16 protein-coding genes are annotated in these 19,584 nt (G+C 72.8%); 1 reads left to right on the top strand and 15 read right to left on the bottom strand.

Translation table 11 applies throughout. The features are described 5' to 3' along the window. Positions 1-42: 42 nt before the first annotated feature. The 14 genes from obgE to AL2_RS33750 all read right to left on the bottom strand — a co-directional run bounded on the left by obgE (position 43) and on the right by AL2_RS33750 (position 17,233). Positions 43-1,437, bottom strand: coding sequence for a GTPase ObgE (obgE, locus tag AL2_RS33815; RefSeq protein WP_067640987.1), 1,395 nt, complete (start codon positions 1,435-1,437; stop codon positions 43-45). Positions 1,438-1,606: 169 nt separating this feature from the next. Beyond that, a complete protein-coding gene (rpmA, locus tag AL2_RS33810) occupies positions 1,607-1,864 on the bottom strand; it encodes a 50S ribosomal protein L27 (protein WP_067640985.1) in 258 nt (85 codons plus the stop codon). A gap of 14 nt (positions 1,865-1,878) precedes the next feature. Beyond that, the gene (gene rplU / locus AL2_RS33805; RefSeq protein WP_067640982.1) at positions 1,879-2,193 is read right to left on the bottom strand and encodes a 50S ribosomal protein L21; all 315 of its coding nucleotides are present in this window, start codon (positions 2,191-2,193) and stop codon (positions 1,879-1,881) included. Between the two features lie 289 nt (positions 2,194-2,482). Then, positions 2,483-5,605 (bottom strand): Rne/Rng family ribonuclease, encoded by a 3,123-nt coding sequence (locus tag AL2_RS33800; protein ID WP_067640980.1) that lies wholly within the window; start codon positions 5,603-5,605, stop codon positions 2,483-2,485. Positions 5,606-5,810: 205 nt separating this feature from the next. Then, positions 5,811-6,668, bottom strand: coding sequence for a TIGR03936 family radical SAM-associated protein (locus AL2_RS33795; RefSeq protein ID WP_067640978.1), 858 nt, complete (start codon positions 6,666-6,668; stop codon positions 5,811-5,813). 174 nt (positions 6,669-6,842) lie between these two features. Beyond that, positions 6,843-8,765 carry a TIGR03960 family B12-binding radical SAM protein gene (locus tag AL2_RS33790; RefSeq protein WP_067640977.1) on the bottom strand — a complete coding sequence of 641 codons (1,923 nt, stop codon included), beginning with the start codon at positions 8,763-8,765 and terminating at the stop codon, positions 6,843-6,845. 64 nt (positions 8,766-8,829) lie between these two features. Then, positions 8,830-10,014, bottom strand: a complete 1,185-nt coding sequence (gene rodA / locus AL2_RS33785) for a rod shape-determining protein RodA (protein ID WP_157438535.1) — start codon at positions 10,012-10,014, stop codon at positions 8,830-8,832. Beyond that, a complete protein-coding gene (gene mrdA, locus AL2_RS33780) occupies positions 10,011-12,083 on the bottom strand; it encodes a penicillin-binding protein 2 (RefSeq protein ID WP_067640975.1) in 2,073 nt (690 codons plus the stop codon). Before mrdA ends, rodA begins: the two co-directional genes overlap by 4 nt. Then, complete coding sequence (mreD, locus tag AL2_RS33775; RefSeq protein WP_067640971.1) at positions 12,080-12,679, bottom strand: rod shape-determining protein MreD; 600 nt, start codon at positions 12,677-12,679, stop codon at positions 12,080-12,082. Before mreD ends, mrdA begins: the two co-directional genes overlap by 4 nt. 1 nt (position 12,680) lies before the next feature. Next, positions 12,681-13,694: a rod shape-determining protein MreC gene (gene mreC, locus AL2_RS33770; RefSeq protein ID WP_067640968.1), complete on the bottom strand. Its 1,014-nt coding sequence runs from the start codon at positions 13,692-13,694 to the stop codon at positions 12,681-12,683. Positions 13,695-13,789: 95 nt separating this feature from the next. Beyond that, on the bottom strand, positions 13,790-14,824 hold the full coding sequence (locus tag AL2_RS33765; protein ID WP_067640966.1) for a rod shape-determining protein: 1,035 nt from the start codon (positions 14,822-14,824) through the stop codon (positions 13,790-13,792). Positions 14,825-15,020: 196 nt separating this feature from the next. Continuing rightward, complete coding sequence (ndk, locus tag AL2_RS33760; protein ID WP_067640964.1) at positions 15,021-15,431, bottom strand: nucleoside-diphosphate kinase; 411 nt, start codon at positions 15,429-15,431, stop codon at positions 15,021-15,023. Between the two features lie 87 nt (positions 15,432-15,518). After that, on the bottom strand, positions 15,519-15,863 hold the full coding sequence (locus AL2_RS33755) for a DUF4233 domain-containing protein (protein WP_067640962.1): 345 nt from the start codon (positions 15,861-15,863) through the stop codon (positions 15,519-15,521). Next, positions 15,860-17,233: a bifunctional folylpolyglutamate synthase/dihydrofolate synthase gene (locus tag AL2_RS33750; protein ID WP_067641030.1), complete on the bottom strand. Its 1,374-nt coding sequence runs from the start codon at positions 17,231-17,233 to the stop codon at positions 15,860-15,862. The genes AL2_RS33755 and AL2_RS33750 overlap by 4 nt, the downstream gene beginning before the upstream one ends. A 107-nt stretch (positions 17,234-17,340) precedes the next feature. On the opposite strand from AL2_RS33750, the gene AL2_RS33745 reads away from it, so the two are divergent. Continuing rightward, the gene (locus AL2_RS33745) at positions 17,341-18,537 is read left to right on the top strand and encodes a folylpolyglutamate synthase/dihydrofolate synthase family protein (protein ID WP_067640960.1); all 1,197 of its coding nucleotides are present in this window, start codon (positions 17,341-17,343) and stop codon (positions 18,535-18,537) included. On the opposite strand, the gene AL2_RS33740 is transcribed toward AL2_RS33745, so the two are convergent. Continuing rightward, a complete protein-coding gene (locus tag AL2_RS33740; protein ID WP_067640958.1) occupies positions 18,509-19,495 on the bottom strand; it encodes a hypothetical protein in 987 nt (328 codons plus the stop codon). The two genes, AL2_RS33745 and AL2_RS33740, sit on opposite strands and share 29 nt — an antisense overlap. Positions 19,496-19,584 lie beyond the last annotated feature (89 nt).

The following is a 19,584-nucleotide window of genomic DNA, read 5'->3' as shown; positions in this document are numbered from 1 at the left end:
CCCGCGGAGAGGCGACCCCCCACGCCGCCCGGCCCGCTCCGCTCATGACCGGTCCAGCCGGCGGTCGGTGCCGCGCGGGCCCGCGGCGGCCTCGCCCGCCGGCACCTCCGGCTCCCAGTCGAAGACGACGGAGTCGTCCATGGTGCCGATCAGTACCGTGGCGCCGGCGTCGGCGCCCGCCTTGGCGAGCGCGTCCTCCACGCCGAGCCGGGCGAGCCGGTCCGCGAGGTAGCCGACGGCCTCCTCGTTGGCGAAGTCGGTCTGCCGCAGCCACCGGACGGGCTTGGCCCCGGTGATCAGGTAGGTGTTGTCGCCGAGGTTCCTGACCGCGAAGTCGGCATCCCCGCCGACCGGCTCCGGCCGGATCACGATGCGGGTCGGCTCCGCCGGCGGCAGCGACGCGCGGTACTCCTCCACCATCGCCGCCATCGCGAACGACAGTTCCCGCAGCCCCTCGTGCGAGGCCGCCGACACCTCGAACACCCGCAGCCCGCGCTCCTCGAACTCGGAGCGGACCATCTCGGCGAGGTCGCGGCCGTCGGGCACGTCCACCTTGTTCAGCACGACGATGCGCGGACGGTCCGACAGCGGCCGGTCGCCGAGCACCCGGTCGTACGCCCGCAGTTCGCGTTCGATGACCTCGAAGTCGCTGACCGGGTCGCGGCCCGGCTCCATCGTGGCGCAGTCGAGGACGTGCGCGAGCGTGGACGAACGCTCGATGTGGCGGAGGAAGTCGAGGCCGAGGCCGCGCCCCTCGCTGGCGCCCTCGATGAGGCCCGGGACGTCCGCGACCGTGAACGTCGTGTCGCCCGCGCTCACCACGCCGAGGTTCGGGATCAGCGTCGTGAACGGATAGTCGGCGATCTTCGGCTTCGCGGCGGACAGCGCGGCGATCAGCGACGACTTGCCCGCGCTGGGGAAGCCGACGAGCGCGACGTCGGCGACGCTCTTCAGCTCCAGGACGACGTCCCGCTCCTCGCCCGGCTCGCCGAGCAGCGCGAACCCGGGCGCCTTGCGCTTCGCGGTCGCCAGCGCCGCGTTCCCGAGCCCGCCGTGGCCGCCCTTCGCGACCACGTACCGGGTGCCCTCGCCGACCAGGTCGGCCAGGACACGGTCGCCCTCCTTCACGACGGTGCCCTCCGGGACGGGCAGGACCACGTCGCCGCCGTCCGCGCCCGTCCGGAGGCTGCCCTGGCCGGGCCGGCCGTTCCCGGCCTTGCGGTGCGGGCGCCGGTGGTACTCCAGCAGGCTCGCGGAGTTCGAGTCCACGACGAGGACGACGTCGCCGCCGCGCCCGCCGTTCGCGCCGTCCGGGCCGCCGAGCGGCTTGAACTTCTCGCGGTGGATCGAGGCGCAGCCGTTCCCGCCGTTGCCCGCCGCGACGTGCAGCACCACCCGGTCGACGAACTGCGCGCCCGATCCCGCTCCAGCGGCCACGGTGACTCTCCTCTGAGAAAACGGCAAAGGGGCGGACCGAAACCGGTCCGCCCCTTCGAAAACGTTCGGGTGCCCAAGCCCTGTTCCTCCGGGGGCGTCCCCCCAGACCCCCGAAGGGGCGGACGGGCGATCCTCACTCCGCCGGCGCTGGCGCCGCGGTCGCCCGTCCCTATTCCGCGGGCGGGACGACGCTGACCGCGTTGCGGCCGCGGTAACGGCGGAACTGCACCGCGCCCGCGACCAGCGCGAACAGCGTGTCGTCGCCGCCGCGGCCGACGCCCGGCCCGGGGTGGAAGTGGGTGCCGCGCTGCCGGACGATGATCTCGCCGGCGTTGACGACCTGGCCGCCGAAGCGCTTCACGCCGAGGCGCTGGGCGTTGGAGTCGCGACCGTTACGGCTGGACGATGCGCCCTTCTTGTGTGCCATGAGACCGCTCTCCCTTACTTCCCGGCCTTGATACCGGTGATCTTGACCTCGGTGTACGGCTGACGGTGACCCATCCGCCGCTTGTACCCGGTCTTGTTCCGGTAGTGCATGATGTTGATCTTGGGGCCCTTGACCGCGCCGAGGATCTCCGCGGTCACCTCGTAGCGCGCGAGGTCGGCGGCCTTGCTGACGACGTCGTCGCCGTCCACGACCAGCAGGGCCTGAAGCTTGACGGTCGAGCCGACATCACCGGCCAGCTTGTCGACGGTCAGCACGTCGTCGACGGCCACCTTCTCCTGCCGGCCGCCTGCGCGGACAATCGCGTACACCGCGGAAACCCTTCGTCTGCGCGCGCTTCCGGACTGAACCGGTCCCGCGCGTGGCTCACCAGCCCCCGGATGGGGGCCTACCCCCGGCACCGGGCCGAGGGCGGCACACCAGGGAAACCCTGGCGCTCTCTGCTTGGCCTCACCGGATCGGCGAGGTGAGCACCGAACGACCCCCGGACGGGTTTCGCGGTGCAGGTACGGACGGCGCGCGCACGGCGCACCGAAGTAGAACGATACCGGATGCCCTGACCGCAACGCGAACGCGTCCGGTCAGGGCATCCGTCTCACGTCAGTCCGCGGACTCGGCGCTGTCGGCGGTCCGCGCGGCCGTGGCGCGGCGGCGGGTGCGGCGGCGGACGGCCGTGCCGTTCCCGCCCTCGTCCTCGGCCGGCGCGGAGCCGTTCGGTTCGGCGGCCGCGGCGTCGGCGGGCACCTCGGCGCCGTCCAGGTCCGGGCCGGCGCCGTTGGCGGTCACCGGGACGGGCTCGGCGGAGTCCAGGGCGCCCGGGGAGGTGTCCGCGGCCTCCTCGGCGGCGTCGGCGGCCTCCACGGCGGCCTGCGCCGGGGACTCGTCGACCTCCGGGGGCGGGCCGGCCGGGCGCTTCGCGGGGCCCGACTTCTTCGGCCGCGACCGCACCGGCTCCGGCCGCTCGGCCGCGGCGGGCGCCGGGACCTCGGCGGGCGCCGGGGCCTCGGCGGCGGGCTCGGGCTCGACCGGACCGGCGTCGTGCCGGGCCAGCTTCTCCTCGACGGCCTTCTCGACCTCGCCCTTGCGCTTGCGGCGGCGGCCGCTCTCCTTGCCCGCCGCCTTCTCCGCCTTCGGCTCGACCGGCGAGAGGTGGACGTGGATGCCGCGGCCGTTGCAGGACTCGCAGGTCTCCGAGAACGCGTCCAGCAGGCCCTGGCCGACGCGCTTGCGGGTCATCTGGACCAGGCCGAGCGAGGTGACCTCGGCGACCTGGTGCTTGGTACGGTCCCGCGACAGGCACTCGACGAGCCGACGCAGCACCAGGTCCCGGTTGGACTCCAGCACCATGTCGATGAAGTCGACCACGATGATGCCGCCGACGTCCCGGAGCCGGAGCTGGCGGACGATCTCCTCGGCCGCCTCCAGGTTGTTGCGGGTGACGGTCTCCTCGAGGTTGCCGCCCTGCCCGGTGAACTTGCCGGTGTTGACGTCGATGACCGTCATGGCCTCGGTCTTGTCGATCACCAGCGAGCCGCCGGACGGCAGCCACACCTTCCGGTCGAGCGCCTTGGCGATCTGCTCGTCGATGCGGAACGCCGACAGGGCGTCCTGGCCGCCCGTCCAGCGCTCGACGCGGTCGGCCAGGTGCGGCGCGACGTACTCGACGTATTCGGAGACGGTGTCCCACGCTTCGTCGCCGGACACGACGAGCTTGGAGAAGTCCTCGTTGAAGATGTCGCGGATGACCCGGATCGTCAGGTCCGGTTCGCCGTAGAGCAGGGACGGCGCCGACGCCGTCTTCACCTTCTTCTGGATGTTCTCCCACTGGGCCGCGAGGCGCGACACGTCGCGGGAGAGCTCCTCCTCGGTCGCGCCCTCGGCCGCCGTGCGGACGATCACGCCGGCGTTCTCCGGCATGACCTTCTTCAGGATCGACTTGAGCCGGCTGCGCTCCTTGTCGGGCAGCTTGCGGCTGATCCCGGTCATCGAGCCGTCCGGCACGTACACGAGGTAGCGGCCGGGCAGCGAGACCTGGCTGGTGAGGCGGGCGCCCTTGTGGCCGAGCGGGTCCTTGGTGACCTGGACGAGCACCGACTGGCCCGACTTCAGCGCCGACTCGATGCGGCGCGGCTGCCCCTCCAGGCCGGAGGCGTCCCAGTTGACCTCGCCCGCGTACAGGACGGCGTTGCGGCCCTTGCCGATGTCGACGAACGCCGCCTCCATCGACGGCAGGACGTTCTGGACCTTGCCCAGGTAGACGTTGCCCACGTACGACTGGTGCGTGGCGCGGTTGACGTAGTGCTCGACGAGGACGTCGTCCTCCATGACGGCGATCTGCGTGCGCTCGCCCTCCTGCCGCACCACCATGACGCGCTCGACCGACTCGCGGCGCGCGAGGAACTCCGCCTCGGTGATCACCGGCGGGCGGCGGCGGCCCTGCTCGCGGCCCTCGCGGCGGCGCTGCTTCTTGGCCTCCAGCCGGGTCGAGCCCCGCACGGACCGGACCTCGTCCTCGGCGGCGGCGCGCTCCTCCCGGGCGGTGCGGACGTGCACGACGGTGATCGGCGGGTCGTCGGCGCCGTTCCCGTTCTCGCCGTCGGTCCCGGTGCGGCGCCTCCGGCGGCGCCGGCGACGGCTCGTCCCGGACTGGCCGTTCTCGTCCTCGTCCTCGTCGTCGGCGGCCTCCTGCTCGGCCTCCTCCGCCTTGGGCTCCTTCTTGGCGGGCTTGTCCTTCTTGCCGCTCCTGGCCGCCTTGCCGCCCTTGGGCTCCTCGGCCTTCGGCTCCTCGGCCTCGGCCTCCTCGGGCTGGCCCTCGTCCTCGGCGCCCTCCCGGCCCCGGCCGCGGCCGCGTCCGCCGCGGCGGCGGCGGCGGCGGGACGGGCGGTCCTCGGAGTCGTCCTCGTCGGACAGGTCGTGGTCCTGCTCGTCCTCGCCGGTCTCCGGCTCGGGCTCGGGCTCGGGCTCGGCGGGCTTCTGGCGGGCCGGGGGCTCGGCCTTCGGCTGCGGCGGCTGGAAGACGACCATGGGGGGCTGGAACGTGACGCCGGGGACGCCGACGCCGCTCGCGGGCTCGACCTCCGACACCTGCTCGGGGGACACTTCGGCGCCCGCGACCGGGACGGCGGGGACGTCCGGCACCGGCGGGACGGCGGGCACGGCCGGCGGCTCGGCGGCGGCCGCGCGGCGGCGGGTCCGCGTGCGGCGCGCGGGCGCCTCCTCGGCGGGCTCTTCCGCGGCCGTCTCGGTCTCTGCCTGCGTCGCCTCGGTCTCTGCCTGCGCCTCGGCCTCGGGGGAGGTCTCGGCGCCGGTCATCGGGACGGGCGCGGGCGTCTCGGCGGCGGCCTTCGCGCTCCTGGTACGGGTCCTGGTCCGCTTCGGCGGCTCGGGGGCCTCCTCCGCGACCGGCTCCTCGGCGGCCGGCTCCTCCGCAACGGGCTCATCGGCGGCCGGCTCCTCCACGGCGGCCTCTTCCGCCGCGGGCTCCTCCTCGGCGGGCTCCTCCTCGGCGGACACATCGTCGGCCTCGGCGGCGGAGGCGGCCTCGGCGGCGGGAGGGCCGGCCGGAGTCTCGTCCACCTCGGGCGGCGGACCGGCGGGGCGGCTCGCCCGGCGCGGCCGGGAGGTCACCCCCGCGGCGGTGCCGTTCGCCGCGGTGCCCGCGGTCTCGGTCGTCTCGTCATCCGTGCCTTCGGCCGTGGCCGAATCGGCTTCGTTCTCAAGCATCCGGGCAATCTCCCGTCAGGCTCCCGGGCGCGTCCGCCCGCTCCGCCCGGGGGCGGAACGTGCGGTGCGCCGCACGGGAGCACCTCTCAGTCATCGGCGTCGCCATCGCCGGACCGTGGTCCGGCCATGACGACGAAGTCGTCGGGGGCGCGCCAGCCGTACCCTGCGGAACCGGTTCCGTGCTCCCACGGCTTCGGTTCCCCGGTCAGGCGCTGACGGCATCCGCGCTCGCGGCGTCCCCGGGCTGCGGCCGCACAGGGCCGCCGGCCGTCCCGGCGCCGTCGCCGGAGGCCGGGCCGATCTCCCGGTCGGGATCCAGGGGATCCGCGAGTCCACCGGTGTCCGCGTCGAGGGGCCCCTGCGCCAGCCTGGTCACCAGCGGTGGTGACGGCGGCGCGAGGTCGGCGACCTGGCGCAGTCCGGTGAGGATGTCGTCGGGTCGTACGGCCGGTGTGGAATGCCGAACAACCATTCGAAGTATCGCACAAGGGACATCCGCCGCCTCCGCGGCGCGCCGGTCCAGCTCACATGCGGACACGGCGGCGCGCACGTCGAAACGGCGCCGTCCCTTCTTGGTGAGGCGTTCCACCTCGATGTCCGAGGCGGCCATGAAGGCGGCCACGGCCGCGGCGGCGTCGTCCTCGGACACGCCGTCCAGCCTGATCCGCCATTCGGACGCCTCGAGCCGATCGGCGAACGCGCTCGGTTTGACCGGCGCGTCGCCGCGTCCCGCCCGGACCGGCACGACATCGACGATGTCGAGCCCGGGGGGCAGTGCCGCGTCGAGATCGGCTCGCACCCGCGCAGGGTCGCGGGTATCGGTAAGCCCGATTTCGAGGTATTCGGCCTCACTGGCCACCCCTGTCGCCGCCGCACCCGCGTACGAGATCTTCGGGTGGGGGGTGAATCCGCCGCTGAACGCGACAGGGATCCCGGCGCGCCTGACGGCGCGTTCCACGGCCCGGGAAATGTCGCGGTGGCTCGTGAACCGCAGCCTGCCCCGCTTGGCATAGCGGACGCGCAGTCGCTGGGTCACGGGGGCCGGCGCCGGACCCTCCGGCATGGGTGCCAGGGTTCTGGTCCTTCCTACTCGTGCCGAGTCGAAAACTAGGTCTCCCTATAGAGTACGGGTCCCCGAGCCTCGTTCGGCCAAGCACGGGCGCCGTAAGGCCCCGACCCCCGCAGTTCAGGGGGTTCCCGCAACCGGTTCCGGACATGCGGACACCCGCGCGGGTCGTCAGACCACCGACAGGGGCAGCAGCTTCTTGCCGGTGGGGCCTATCTGGATCTCCGTGCCCATGGTGGGGCAGACACCGCAGTCGTAGCAGGGCGTCCAGCGGCAGTCCTCGACCTCGGTCTCGTCGACGGCGTCCTGCCAGTCCTGCCAGAGCCACTCGCGGTCGAGGCCGGCGTCGAGGTGGTCCCACGGAAGCACCTCGACTTCGTCGCGCTCCCGGACGGTGTACCAGGCGAGATCGACGGGCTCCTCGGCCAGCGCCTGCTCGGCGCAGGCCGTCCAGCGCTCGTACGAGAAGTGCTCGCTCCAGCCGTCGAAGCGGCCGCCGTCCTCCCAGACGGCGCGGATGACCTTGCCGACGCGCCGGTCGCCCCGCGACAGCATGCCCTCGATGATGGACGGCTGCCCGTCGTGGTAGCGCAGGCCGATGGCGCGGCCGTACTCCTTGTCGCCGCGCAGCAGGTCCTTGAGGGCGTGCAGGCGCCGGTCGACGGTCTCGTGGTCGCACTGCGCCGCCCACTGGAACGGCGTGTGCGGCTTCGGCACGAACCCGCCGATGGACACGGTGCAGCGGATGTCCTTGCGGCCGGTGGCCTCCCGCCCCGCCTGGATGACGCGCTTGGCCATGCCGGCGATCGCGAGGACGTCCTCGTCCTCCTCGGTGGGCAGGCCGCACATGAAGTACAGCTTGACCTGCCGCCAGCCGTTCTCGTAGGCGGTGCTGACGGTGCGGATCAGGTCGTCCTCGCTGACCATCTTGTTGATCACCTTGCGCATCCGCTCGGAGCCGCCCTCCGGCGCGAAGGTGAGGCCGGAGCGCCGGCCGCCGCGGGAGAACTCGTTGGCGAGCGTGATGTTGAAGGCGTCCACGCGGGTGGACGGCAGCGACAGCGAGGTGTTGGTGCCCTCGTAGCGGTCGGCGAGGCCCTTGGCCACGTCGCCGATCTCGCTGTGGTCGGCGCTGGACAGGCTGAGCAGCCCGACCTCCTGGAAGCCGGACTCCTTGAGGCCCTGCTCGACCATGTTCCCGATCGTGGTGATCGACCGCTCCCGCACCGGACGGGTGATCATCCCGGCCTGGCAGAACCGGCAGCCGCGCGTGCAGCCGCGGAAGATCTCCACGCTGAACCGCTCGTGCACGGTCTCGGCGAGCGGGACGAGCGGCTTCTTCGGGTACGGCCACTGGTCGAGGTCCATGACGGTGTGCTTCTCGACCCGCCACGGGACGCCCGGACGGTTCGGCGCGACCCGCTGGATCCGGCCGTCCGGCAGGTAGGTGACGTCGTAGAAGCGGGGTACGTACACGCCGCCGGACGCCGCGAGCCGCAGCAGCAGCCCGTCCCGCCCGCCGGGCTCGCCCTCGGCCTTCCACTCGCGGATCACCTCGGTGATCGCGAGGACGATCTCCTCGCCGTCGCCGAGGACGGCCGCGTCGACGAAGTCGGCGATGGGCTCGGGGTTGAACGCGGCGTGCCCGCCCGCGATCACGATGGGGTGGTCATCGGTGCGCTCGGCGGCGTCCAGCGGGATGCCGGCGAGGTCGAGCGCCGTCAGCATGTTGGTGTAGCCGAGCTCGGTGGAGAACGACACGCCGAGCACGTCGAACGCGGCGACCGGGCGGTGCGCGTCCACGGTGAACTGCGGGATGCCGTGCTCGCGCATGACGGCCTCCAGGTCGGGCCAGACCGTGTAGGTCCGCTCCGCGAGCACGCCGTCGCGCTCGTTCAGGATCTCGTAAAGGATCTGGACGCCCTGGTTCGGCTGCCCGACCTCGTAGGCGTCGGGGTACATCAGCGCCCACCGGACGTCGGTCTCGTCCCAGTCCTTGATGTGGGAGTTCAGCTCGCCGCCGACGTACTGGATCGGCTTCTGCACGCTCGGGAGCAGCGGTTCCAGGCGCGGGAAGAGCGACTCGACCGGCATGACGGAATCCTCCGTGCAGCAGGGGACGTTGGGATGAACGTCCAGCCTACGCGGTGGCGGGTCGCTAATCGAACGCGTGCCGGCGCACATGGACCGCCTGCAGCAGCCCGAACGCGATCATGTTCGCGAAGGTGGCCGACCCGCCGTAGGAGATGAACGGCAGCGGCAGCCCGGTGATCGGCATGATCCCGATGGTCATCCCGACGTTCTCGAAGGTCTGGAACCCCAGCCAGCACACCACCCCGGTCGCGACCAGCGTGCCGAACAGGTCGGCCGCCTGGGTGGCGATCCGCAGCCCGCGCCACAGCACCACGCCGAGCAGCACGACGATGATCGCACCGCCGACGAAGCCCAGTTCCTCCCCCGCGACCGTGAAGATGAAGTCGGTCTGCTGCTCGGGCACGAAGTGGCCGCTGGTCTGCTCGCCGTGGAACAGCCCCTTGCCGAACACGCCGCCGGACCCTACCGCGATGCGGGCCTGCTGGGCGTTGTAGCCGGCGCCGCGCGGATCGGCCTCCGGATGCAGGAACGCGATGAACCGGTCGATCTGGTAGTCCTCCAGCAGCCCGAAGAACCACACGGCGGCGCACGCGAGCACACCGCCGCCCAGCAGGCCGATGAGCCAGCGCTTCTGCGCGCCGGAGACCGCCAGCATGCCGAGCACGACCGCGATGAACACCAGCGTGGTGCCGAGGTCGGGCTGCAGCATGATCAGCAGGCCGGGAACCCCGGCGAGGACGAGCGCGAGCAGCACGTCGCGGCGGCCCGGCCCGATCTCGCCGTCCCGCGGCTCGCCGAGGATCATCGCGAGCAGCACCACCAGCCCGACCTTGGCGAACTCCGACGGCTGCACCTGGAACCCGCCGCCGAGCACGATCCACGAGTGCGACCCGTTGATCGTCGAGCCGAGCGGGGTCAGCACGGCGAGCAGGCCCACGCACGCCACCCCGTACAGGATGGGGACGTAGGCGCGCAGGAGCCGGTAGTCCAGGACGGTGACGACGCCGCCGAGCAGGAACCCGATGAGCAGGTTCAGCACGTGCCGCTTGAGCAGGCTCTCCGGGTCGTCGCCCTGCTCGGCGAGCAGGTGGAAGGTGGCCGAGCGCACCAGCAGCGCGCCCAGCAGCGACAGCGCCAGCACGGCGAGGAACAGCGGCCAGTCGAGCCGCCGCAGCCCGGCGAGCCGGCCCTGCCAGGTGCGCCGCGCGCCGTACCCCTCGACCGGGCCCGCACCGGTTCCGGTGATCACGGGGCGGCCCCCTGGCCGGGCATCCGCGGCAGCTCGGACGGGAGCTTGCCGTCCTTCAGGATCGGCTTCTTGTCCTTCGTCCCGTACATGGCCTCCCAGATCTCCCGGACGGCCGGGGCGGACGTCGAGGCGCCGAAGCCGCCCTGGGAGACCAGCGCGACGACCGCGAAGCGCGGGTCCTTCACCGGGCCGAACGAGGCGAACCAGGAGGAGTCCTGCTTGCCGTAGACCTCCGCGGTACCGGTCTTGCCGCCCACGTCGACGCGCTTGAAGTCGAACCCGGAGAACGCGCCGGCCGCGGTGCCCTGCTTGGGCACCTGGGCGAGGGCGGCCCGGATGTACTTCAGCACCTTCGGGTCGACCGGCAGCTTCTGCGGCGGCGGGGAGTCGACCCGGCGGACGACCGTGCCGTCCGGCCGCACGACCGCGACCCCGAGCCGCGGGGTCAGCAGCTTGCCGCCGTTGGCGACCGCCGCGTACGCGCGGACGAGCTGGAGGGGTGTCACCAGGACGTTCCCCTGCCCGACCGCGAAGTTGGCCGCGTCACCGGGCCGCCACACGTACCCCTCGGTGCAGTTCTCCGTCGCGACCGCCTTCAGGTAGGCGGCGCGCGCGGGGTCGGTCTTGGCGACCTCGGGGTAGCCCTGCTTGGCGCCCTTGCAGTTGGCGGCCTTGGTGGCCGTCCAGTAGTCCTTCTTCCACTGCCGGTCCGGGATGCGGCCGGAGCTCTCGCTGGGAAGGTCGATCCCGGTCTTGGTCCCGAACCCGTACTGGCGGGCCATCTTCACCATCGGGTCGGACGGGTTCTTCTTCGGGTGCATCCCGCCGTCCGCCTTCCACTCCAGGTAGGCGAATCTGTAGAACACGGTGTCGCAGGACTTCACAAGGGCCGTGTGCAGGGTCATCGGGCCGTAGGCCGCACCCCCGGCGTTGGTGAAGGCCCGGTTCCCGACGTTGTAGGAGCCGGGGCACGGATAGATGCCCTTCAGGCTGGCGCCGTTCTTCACCGCGGCGGCCACCGAGGAGATCTTGAAGGTGGAGCCGGGCGCGAACTGCCCCTGGGTGACGCGGGAGATCAGCGGCTCGCCGTTCTTCTTGCCGAGCAGCGCGTCGTACTTGTCCTGCGAGATGCCGCCGGTCCAGATGGTCGGGTCGTAGGTCGGGTAGCTGGCCATGGCGATCATGCGGCCGGTGCGGACGTCCATCACCACCGCGGCGCCGGCGTCGGCGGGCTTCCCCGCCTTGCGCGCGCCGTCGATCGCGTGCTTGAGCGCCTTCTCGGCCGCGCCCTGCACGCCCGCGTCGATGCTGGTGACGAGGTTGCTGCCGGACGTCGCCGGCTGCTCCTCGGCGGTGCCGGTGACGCGCCCCTGGCTGTCGACGAGGACCCTGCGGTACCCCGGCTCGCCGCGCAGCGCGCGGTCGTACTGGGCCTCCAGGCCCGCGCGCCCGACGAGGTCGACGCCGCTGTACCCGGTGACCTTCAGGCCCTTGCGCCGGTCCAGTTCCTCCTGCGTGACGGGCTGGAGGTAGCCGAGCACCTGCGCGGCGCTCGCGTCCTCCGGCTCCGGGTAGTCGCGGACGGCCTGGATCTGCGCGGTGACGCCGGGGAAGTCCTCCTGCCGCTCCATGATCTGCAGGGCGCGCTTGGAGTCGACGTGGTCCTCGACGGGGATCGGCTGGTACGGGGAGCCGGGCCAGCACGGCCGCTTGACGGTGGGGCTGCACAGCCGGATCCGCTTGGAGATGTCCGCGTAGCTGGTGCCGAGCACGGCCGCGAGCCGTTTCAGGACGGTCTCGCCGCCGTCCTCCTGCCGGGACAGCGTGGTCCGGTTGACCGACACGACGAGCGCGCTGCGGTTCCGGACGAGGGGCACGCCCCGGTCGTCCAGGATCATGCCGCGGACGGCGGGGACGACGATGTCGCGGGTGCGGTTCTGGGCGGCGATCTCCTGGTAGTGCCCGCCCTCCAGGACCTGCAGCGTCCACATGCGCCCGACGAGGACGAGCAGCAGCGCGCCGACGAGCACGTACAGGACGACGAGCCGGAAGTGGGTGCGGGGGTTCACAGGTTCCCGCCCCGCCCCGACATCGCGCGGTAGCGGGCGGCGGGCACCGCGAGGCGGTCGCCGCGTGATCGTTCGCCGCTCTCGTACCGGCGGGTGGCGCGCAGCACCGCCCACACCACGAACGGGCTGGCGATGATGTCGTAGAGGACCTGCAGCGGGACCATCCGCGACACCGTCCCCCACCCGGCGCGCGGGTCGCCGAGGATCATCCCGGTCGCCGCGTACAGGACCGTCCCGGCGAGCGCGCCCGCGGCGACGGCGAAGAACGGCACGACGGACTGGCGGTCCATCTCGGCGGCGGCGGCGCCGCACAGGTAGCCGATGAGGCAGTAGACGAGCGCGTACCTGCCGAGGGTGTGGTCGGCGGGCGGGATGATGTCGGCGGCGAGACCGGCGAGGAACCCGGTGACCATGCCGGTCATCGAGCCGGCGACCAGCGCCAGCGCCACGACGGCCAGCAGTACCAGGTCGGGTTGCACGCCGCCGGGCAGCGGCAGCCGGTTCGCCACCGACACCTGCAGGATCAGCGTCACGACGATCACCACCGCGGCCACCGCGGTGCGGCCGGCCGGCGACGCCTCGGGTGGGTTCAGCACTTCAGTCCCCCGCGCTCGGTTCTGTGGACGGGCTCGCGGAGCGGCTCGGCCGCGCGTCCGCGCTCTCCCGGGCCTTCGGGCTCTTGCTCGCCTTCGGGCTCTTGCTCGGACTGGGGGTCGGCGTCGCGGGCGGTTTCGGCTTCGGCGGCAGCACCGCGTCCCGCGGATCGGTCTTCGGCGGGGCGACCACGACGCCGACGACGTCCAGGCTGGTGAACTTCACGAACGGCCGGACGTAGGCGGTGCGGGTCAGCCCGCCGGTGGGCTCCTCGATCCGGGCGACCTCGCCGATCGGGACGCCGGGCACGTACGGGCGCTGGCCCTGCGACCCGAGCGTCACGATCCGCTGGCCGACCCGGATCGGCGCGGCGGCGTCCAGCAGCTGGAACCGCAGCGGCGTGTCGCCGCCCCCGCCGAGGCCGCGGCGGCCGCGGCCCTGCACGATCCCGATCTCCTTGGAGTCCTCCAGGCGGGAGCCGATGGACGAGGTCTGGTCGGTGGCGAGCAGGACGGTCGAGGTCGCGGGCCCGACCCGGGTGACGCGGCCGACGAGCCCGGCGGCGCTGATCACCGTCATGTCGGGCTTGATGCCGCTGCGGCCGCCGGCGTCGATGGTGACGGTGTCCTCGAAGCCCTGCCCGGCGGAGATCACCTGCGCGGCGTGGATCTTGTAGCCGCCCATCCCGGCGGTGCCGAGCAGCCGCTCCAGCTGCGCGGACTTGTCCTTGTCGAGCCGGGCGGAGCGCAGCTGCTCGCGCAGCTTCTGGTTCTGCCGGGCGAGCCGGTCGGCGCGGCGCCGCTCGCCGGGCGCGTCGGTGACCGCGTCGAAGGCGTTGCCCACCGGCCGGACGACGGACGCCGACGCGCGCTCGACGGGCCCGAACACGGACGCGCCCGCGTCGCGCAGCCCGCGCAGCGGCGAGTCCGCGCCGCCGCGGTAGTCCACGGTGATCATCGTGAGCGCCACGATGAGCAGCCCGCCGAGCACCATGCGGGTGCGCCGGGTGTCCTTCACGCACCGACCTCCGGTTTCCTGATTGCGCGAGCCCGGAGCCGACCAGCTCCTCCCGAGGGGGCGACCCCCGACGCCCCCCGGGTACCACGTCCGATCTAGTGCCGCGGCTCCGGCACGAGGACCTGGCGCAGCGACTCGAAGTCCTCGACGCACTTGCCGGTGCCGAGCACCACCGAGTCGAGCGGGTTGTCCACCAGGTGGATGGGCATCCCGGTCTCCTCGCGGAGCCGTTCGTCGAGGTTCTTCAGCAGCGCGCCGCCGCCGGTGAGCGCGATCCCGCGGTCCATGATGTCGCCCGACAGCTCGGGCGGGCACTTGTCCAGCGTGGTCTTCACCGCGTCCACCACGGCGTTGACCGGTTCCTCGATCGCCCGCCGCACCTCCTCGGCGGAGATCACGACGGTCTTCGGCAGCCCGCTCACGAGGTCGCGGCCCCTGATCTCGGCGTGCGGCTCCTCGTCTCCGTAGGGATAGGCCGACCCGATCGCCATCTTGATCTCCTCGGCGGTCCGTTCCCCGAGCATCAGGGAGTATTCCTTCTTGGAGAAGGAGATGACCGCCTGGTCCAGCTCGTCGCCGCCGACGCGGACGGACTGGCTGGTGACGATGCCGCCGAGCGAGATGATGGCGACCTCGGTGGTGCCGCCGCCTATGTCGACGACCATGTTGCCGGTCGGCTCGTAGACGGGCAGCCCGGCGCCGATGGCGGCCGCCATCGGCTCTTCGATGATGTAGACGCGGCGGGCGCCGGCCTGGTAGCCGGCCTCCTTCACCGCGCGCTGCTCCACTCCGGTGATCCCGCTCGGCACGGCCACGACGATCCGCGGCTTCGCGAAGTGCCGGCGCTTGTGGACCTTCTGGATGAAGTAGCGCAGCATCCGCTCGGTGACGTCGAAGTCGGCGATGACCCCGTCCTTGAGCGGCCGGACGGCGACGATGTTGCCGGGCGTCCGGCCGATCATCCGTTTCGCCTCGATGCCGACCGCGACGATCTTTCCGGTGTTGGTATTGATCGCCACCACGGATGGTTCGTTCAGGACGATGCCACGCCCGCGCACGTACACCAGTGTGTTGGCGGTACCAAGATCGACGGCCATGTCACGGCCAAGAAACGACAGCTTGTTACCCATGAAGAAAGGGAGCCCTTCATGATTGACGGGCGTGTATAGCGGCGCGTCCATCGTAACGTGCGCGCCCGTCCGCGGGCAGTCACCCCGGCGCCGCGCGTCGCGGAAAAAACGCGTTCTGACCAGCTCGGTTTTCGCTAAAGAAGACGCGGGCCGGAAGATCCGGCCCGCGTTCGAGAGTCGCCCCCCGGGACGCGTCTCAGCCCAGTTCGGGGAAGAAGAGCTTGATCTCGCGGTCGGCGGAGTAGGTGGAGTCGGAGCCGTGCACGATGTTCTCGCCGATCTCCAGCGCGAAGTCGCCGCGGATCGTGCCGGGGGTGGCGCTGACCGGGTCGGTGGCGCCGGCCAGGGACCGGAACGCCTCGATGGCGCGGGGGCCCTGGACGACCATGGCGACGAGCGGGCCGCCGGTGATGAACTCGACCAGGTCGCCGAAGAACGGCTTGCCGGCGTGCTCCTCGTAGTGGCTCTCGGCGGTCTCGCGGGCGAGGGTGCGGAGTTCCAGCGCGACGAGCTTCAGGCCCTTGCGCTCGATCCGGGAGATGACCTCGCCGATGACGCCGCGGCGGACGCCGTCGGGCTTGACCAGGACAAGAGTGCGCTCGGACACGGGTGGTTCTCCTTGCGGAAATTCGGTTTCGGTAAGCGCGCGAATACTACCCGGCTCGCGCGCCCGAAGTGGCATTCCGGCCCGGACCTAGTGCGGCTGCGCGCTCATCGCCTTGCGTCCCAGCCAGATGGCCGTGCCCCAGAGCGCACCGAAAACGGCGCCGAGGAAGAACATGGCCGGCACCATGAAGCCGGTCGCGATGACGAGCACCTGCAGCGCGGTGCCCACCGGGATCGCCCAGGGACGGCGCAGCAGCCCGGCCATCACCAGGCAGCCGAGCGCCAGGCTCCCGCACACCGCGCCCGCGGTCGCGCCGTCCACCTCCAGCACCGACACGGCGACCGGGATCGCCAGCGCGATCACGATGGCCTCGCACGCCAGCACGGTGGCGAGCAGCCGCCGTGCCGGGTTGTCAGCGGTCCGCGTGCTCATCGGCGGCCTTCCTCAACGCGCAGCAGGGTGCGGGCGTCGCCGGCCGTGACCACCGACCCGGTGATCAGCACGCCGGCGCCCCGGTACTCGCCGGTCTCCTCGGCGAGGCCGATCGCCCGGTCGATGGCGTCGTCCAGCCGCGGCTCGACATGGACGCGATCGGGGCCGAAGATCCCCTCGGCGATCTCGGCCAGTTCCTCGGGCGGCATCGAGCGCGGCGAGGAGTTGCGGGCCACCACGAGCTCCTCCAGGACCGGTTCGAGCTGGTCCAGGACGCCCGCGACGTCCTTGTCGGCGGCGATGGCGAGCACCCCGGCGAGCCGGGTGAAGCCGAACGACTCGGTGATCGTGGCGACGGTCGCCGCCATCCCGGCCGGGTTGTGCGAGGAGTCCAGCAGGACGGTCGGGCCGGTCCGCACGACCTCCAGCCGTCCCGGCGAGGCCGACGCGGCGAAGCCGCGGCGCACCAGCGCCGGGTCGAGCTGCCCCTCGGCGCCGCCGAGGTAGGACTCGCCGGCCGCGATGCGGGTCGCCGCCTCCAGGTTGGCCTCTCCCCTGGTCGGCGCGCCGCCGGCGAACGCCTCCACGGCGGCGAGGGCCGTCGCGGCGTTGCCCGCCTGGTGCTCGCCGAACAGCGGCAGGAAGATCTCGTCGTACACGCCGTGCAGGCCCCGGATGCTGATCTGCTGGCCGCCGAAGGCGACGTCGCGGTCGAGCACGCCGTACTCGATGCCCTCACGCGCGGCCGTGGCGCCGACCTCCACGACCCGGCGCAGCAGCACCTCGGCCGCCTCGACCGGCTGCTGCGCGAGCACCGCGACCGCGCCGGTCTTGATGATGCCCGCCTTCTCGCCGGCGATCTCCTCCAGCGTGTCGCCGAGGTAGCGGGTGTGGTCCAGGCCGATCGGGGTGATCACGGCGACCGCGCCGTCCGCGACGTTGGTCGCGTCCCAGCTGCCGCCCATGCCCGTCTCGACCACCGCGACGTCGACCGGGGCGTCCGCGAACGCCGCGAACGCCATCGCCGTCAGGACCTCGAAGAACGACAGCCGCCCCGCGTGCTTGCCGTCGACCAGCTCGACGTAGGGCAGGACGTCGTCGAACGCCTCGACGAACCGCTCCTCGCTGATGGGCTCCCCGTCGATCGCGATGCGCTCGCGCAGCGTGGTCAGCTCGGGGCTGGTGTAGAGGCCGGTGCGCAGGCCGCGCTCGCGCAGCAGCGACTCGATGAGCCGCGCCGTGCTGGACTTGCCGTTCGTCCCGGCGATGTGGATCACCGGGTACGCGCGGTGCGGCTCCCCGAGGACGTCGACCAGGTCGCGGATCCGGTCGAGGGTGGGATCGATGTCCCACTCGACCCCGCGGGCCATGATCGCGGCGACGGTCGCCCGGTAGCCGTCCGGTTCGGTTCGCTGACTCACGGTCTCAGAGCCTACTCGGCGGTGCGGCACGCTCCGGCCGGCCCCACACTGGAGATATGGACGTGTTCTTCCGGGAGTGGGAGCGGCGCGCTCCGGGCGAGACCCGCGACGTCGGGCGGGCCCGTGCGCTCGCCGGCGCGTTGGGGGTTCTCGCCCCCGGTTCGCCCGTCCTCACCGTCGTGGGGTCGAAGGGGAAGGGCACGGCGGCGACTTACGCGTCGGCCTTCCTCGCCGCCGCCGGATTTCGGGTGTGCACCGTCACGAGTCCCGGCCTGCGCACGAACCGCGACCGGATCAGGATCGACGGACGCGCCGTTTCGGAAGAGGACCTGGCCTTTCTCGCGGGCGCCCTCGACAAGGCCATCGGCACGCTCCCGCCGCCCTCGGCCGGCTATCTGTCGCCGTCGGGCCTGTTCCTCCTCGCGGGCGTCCTGCACGCGCGGCGGGCCGGCGCGGACGCGCTCGTCCTGGAGGCCGGGATGGGCGGACGGTCGGACGAGGTCGCCCTGTTCCCGCCGGACGTCGCCGCCATCACGCCGATCTTCCTGGAGCACGCCGGCGTGCTCGGGGACACCGAGGCGGAGATCGCGCGGGAGAAACTCGGCGTCGCGGGGCCGGAGACCGCCGTGCTGTCGGCGCCGCAGCCGGCACCGGCCGCCGAGGTGCTGCGGGACGCCGAGGTCGTCGCACCCGGCGGGCTGCCCGCCGATCTGCTGCCCGCCGGGCTGGGGCGGGCCGCCGCCGAACTGGGCGTCGCCGCCGCCCGGCGCATGCCGGGCGCGGCCGAGCCCCCGGCGGGGACGCTCCGCGAGGTACTGGCGTCGGTCGTCCTGCCGGGCCGGATGTCCCGGCACGACGTGCCCGGGTCCGCGACGAGGCTGCTGATCGACTCGGCCATCGACCGGACCGGCGTCGCCGCCGCGCTGGCCGCCGCGCGGGAGGCCTGGGGGACGATCGACCACGCCGTCGTCTGCCTCCCCGACCACAAGGACGTCGACGGGGCCGTCGCCGCGCTCGGCGCGCTGCCCGTGACGTTCGTCCGGCTGCCGCTGCCGCACCTGAGCTTCACCCGCCCGCTGCCGCCCGGCTGGGACGTCGTCGACTCGGCCGCCATCACACCGGAATCCCTCGCCACGCTCGGGCACCGCGTGATCGTCCTCGGCACCGGCTACTTCACCGGGCACGTCCTCGGCGTGGTCGACGCCTGCACCGAGCGGCTGTTCGTCACTTCGGCCGCTCGACGTCATTCCTGATGCGGCGCATCACGTCGGCCATCAGCGGGAACTTCGGGTTCAGCGTCGGGCGGTTGGACGCCACGATGCCGTAGGAGTCCCTGGTCGCCCACGCGCAGTACGTGTGGATCTCGGCCAGCACCGCGAACGTGCCGCAGGCCGCCTTCCCGCCGCTGCCGCCGGGCTCGGCGTCCTGGCCGGCGATGAACGTGGTCGGCTGGACCTTCTGCAGGAAGTCCGCCGGGTTGCCGACGTGGCCCGTCCCGCCCATGAACAGGACGTTGACCTTACGCACGGGCTCCTCGCTGTAGACGGCCATTCCCCGCTTCGCGACCGGGACGCCGCCCGCCTCGACGGCGCCGGCGATGAACGGGTACGCGGCGCTCGCCTGCGGCGGCGTCAGGCCGTCCTTGTGCAGCCCGCCGGCCGCCGGGCCCGCGTCGATCACCTTCTTGGACGCGGGGAGGCCCGCCGTGCGGGCGTCCTCGGCGTCGCCGCCGGACGTCCGGAACGCCAGGGCGCCGGCCAGGAGGGCGACCGCCGCGACCGCGGTGACGGCGGCGACCAGCAGCAGCCTGGGGACCCGCCGCTTGCTCGGGGCGCCGGGCCTCGGGGCGCCGGGGAACACCGGCACGGGGCCCGTGCCGCCCTGGACGACGGGGTGGCCGCCGGTGCCGAGCACGGGATGGGCGCCGGAGCCGACCACCGGATGCGCACCCGAGCCGACGACGGGGTGGGCTCCCGAGCCGACCACGGGATGGGCACCCGAACCTCTGGCCATCGGGTGACCGCCCGTGCCGTTCACCGGCTTGAGCGGGCCCGTCCCGTCGCCCGGGTCGAGCGACCACCACGGGCGCGCCCTCCCCCAGGGCGCGGAAGCGGCCTCCGGCGGGTCCCCGTCCTCGATGACCTGCGCCGCGTCCAGGTCATCTCCGGACGCGGAGTCCGGCGCACCGGACCGAGGAGGTGATTCGGCCATTGCACTCCCGATGGTTCATGTACCGCCAAAAGCCCGCGGGCCCAACGGGATCGTAACGGCGGCGGGCCCGCCGCGCCGACGGTTCACGG

Source organism: Actinomadura latina NBRC 106108 (assembly GCF_001552195.1).
GTDB classification, from domain to species: Bacteria; Actinomycetota; Actinomycetes; order Streptosporangiales; family Streptosporangiaceae; genus Spirillospora; species Spirillospora latina.
Note: the sequence above shows the minus strand (reverse complement) of the source record. Positions and strands in the feature narration are given on the sequence as shown.

Coding starts and splice junctions, on each gene's coding strand:
- rpmA (WP_067640985.1), bottom strand. CDS start 1,864: ATGGCACACAAGAAGGGCGCATCGTCCAGCCGTAACGGTCGCGACTCC.
- AL2_RS33745 (WP_067640960.1), top strand. CDS start 17,341: ATGGACGTGTTCTTCCGGGAGTGGGAGCGGCGCGCTCCGGGCGAGACC.
- AL2_RS33800 (WP_067640980.1), bottom strand. CDS start 5,605: ATGCTTGAGAACGAAGCCGATTCGGCCACGGCCGAAGGCACGGATGAC.
- AL2_RS33755 (WP_067640962.1), bottom strand. CDS start 15,863: ATGAGCACGCGGACCGCTGACAACCCGGCACGGCGGCTGCTCGCCACC.
- AL2_RS33795 (WP_067640978.1), bottom strand. CDS start 6,668: ATGCCGGAGGGTCCGGCGCCGGCCCCCGTGACCCAGCGACTGCGCGTC.
- AL2_RS33740 (WP_067640958.1), bottom strand. CDS start 19,495: ATGGCCGAATCACCTCCTCGGTCCGGTGCGCCGGACTCCGCGTCCGGA.
- AL2_RS33790 (WP_067640977.1), bottom strand. CDS start 8,765: ATGCCGGTCGAGTCGCTCTTCCCGCGCCTGGAACCGCTGCTCCCGAGC.
- AL2_RS33765 (WP_067640966.1), bottom strand. CDS start 14,824: ATGGGTAACAAGCTGTCGTTTCTTGGCCGTGACATGGCCGTCGATCTT.
- AL2_RS33750 (WP_067641030.1), bottom strand. CDS start 17,233: ATGGCCCGCGGGGTCGAGTGGGACATCGATCCCACCCTCGACCGGATC.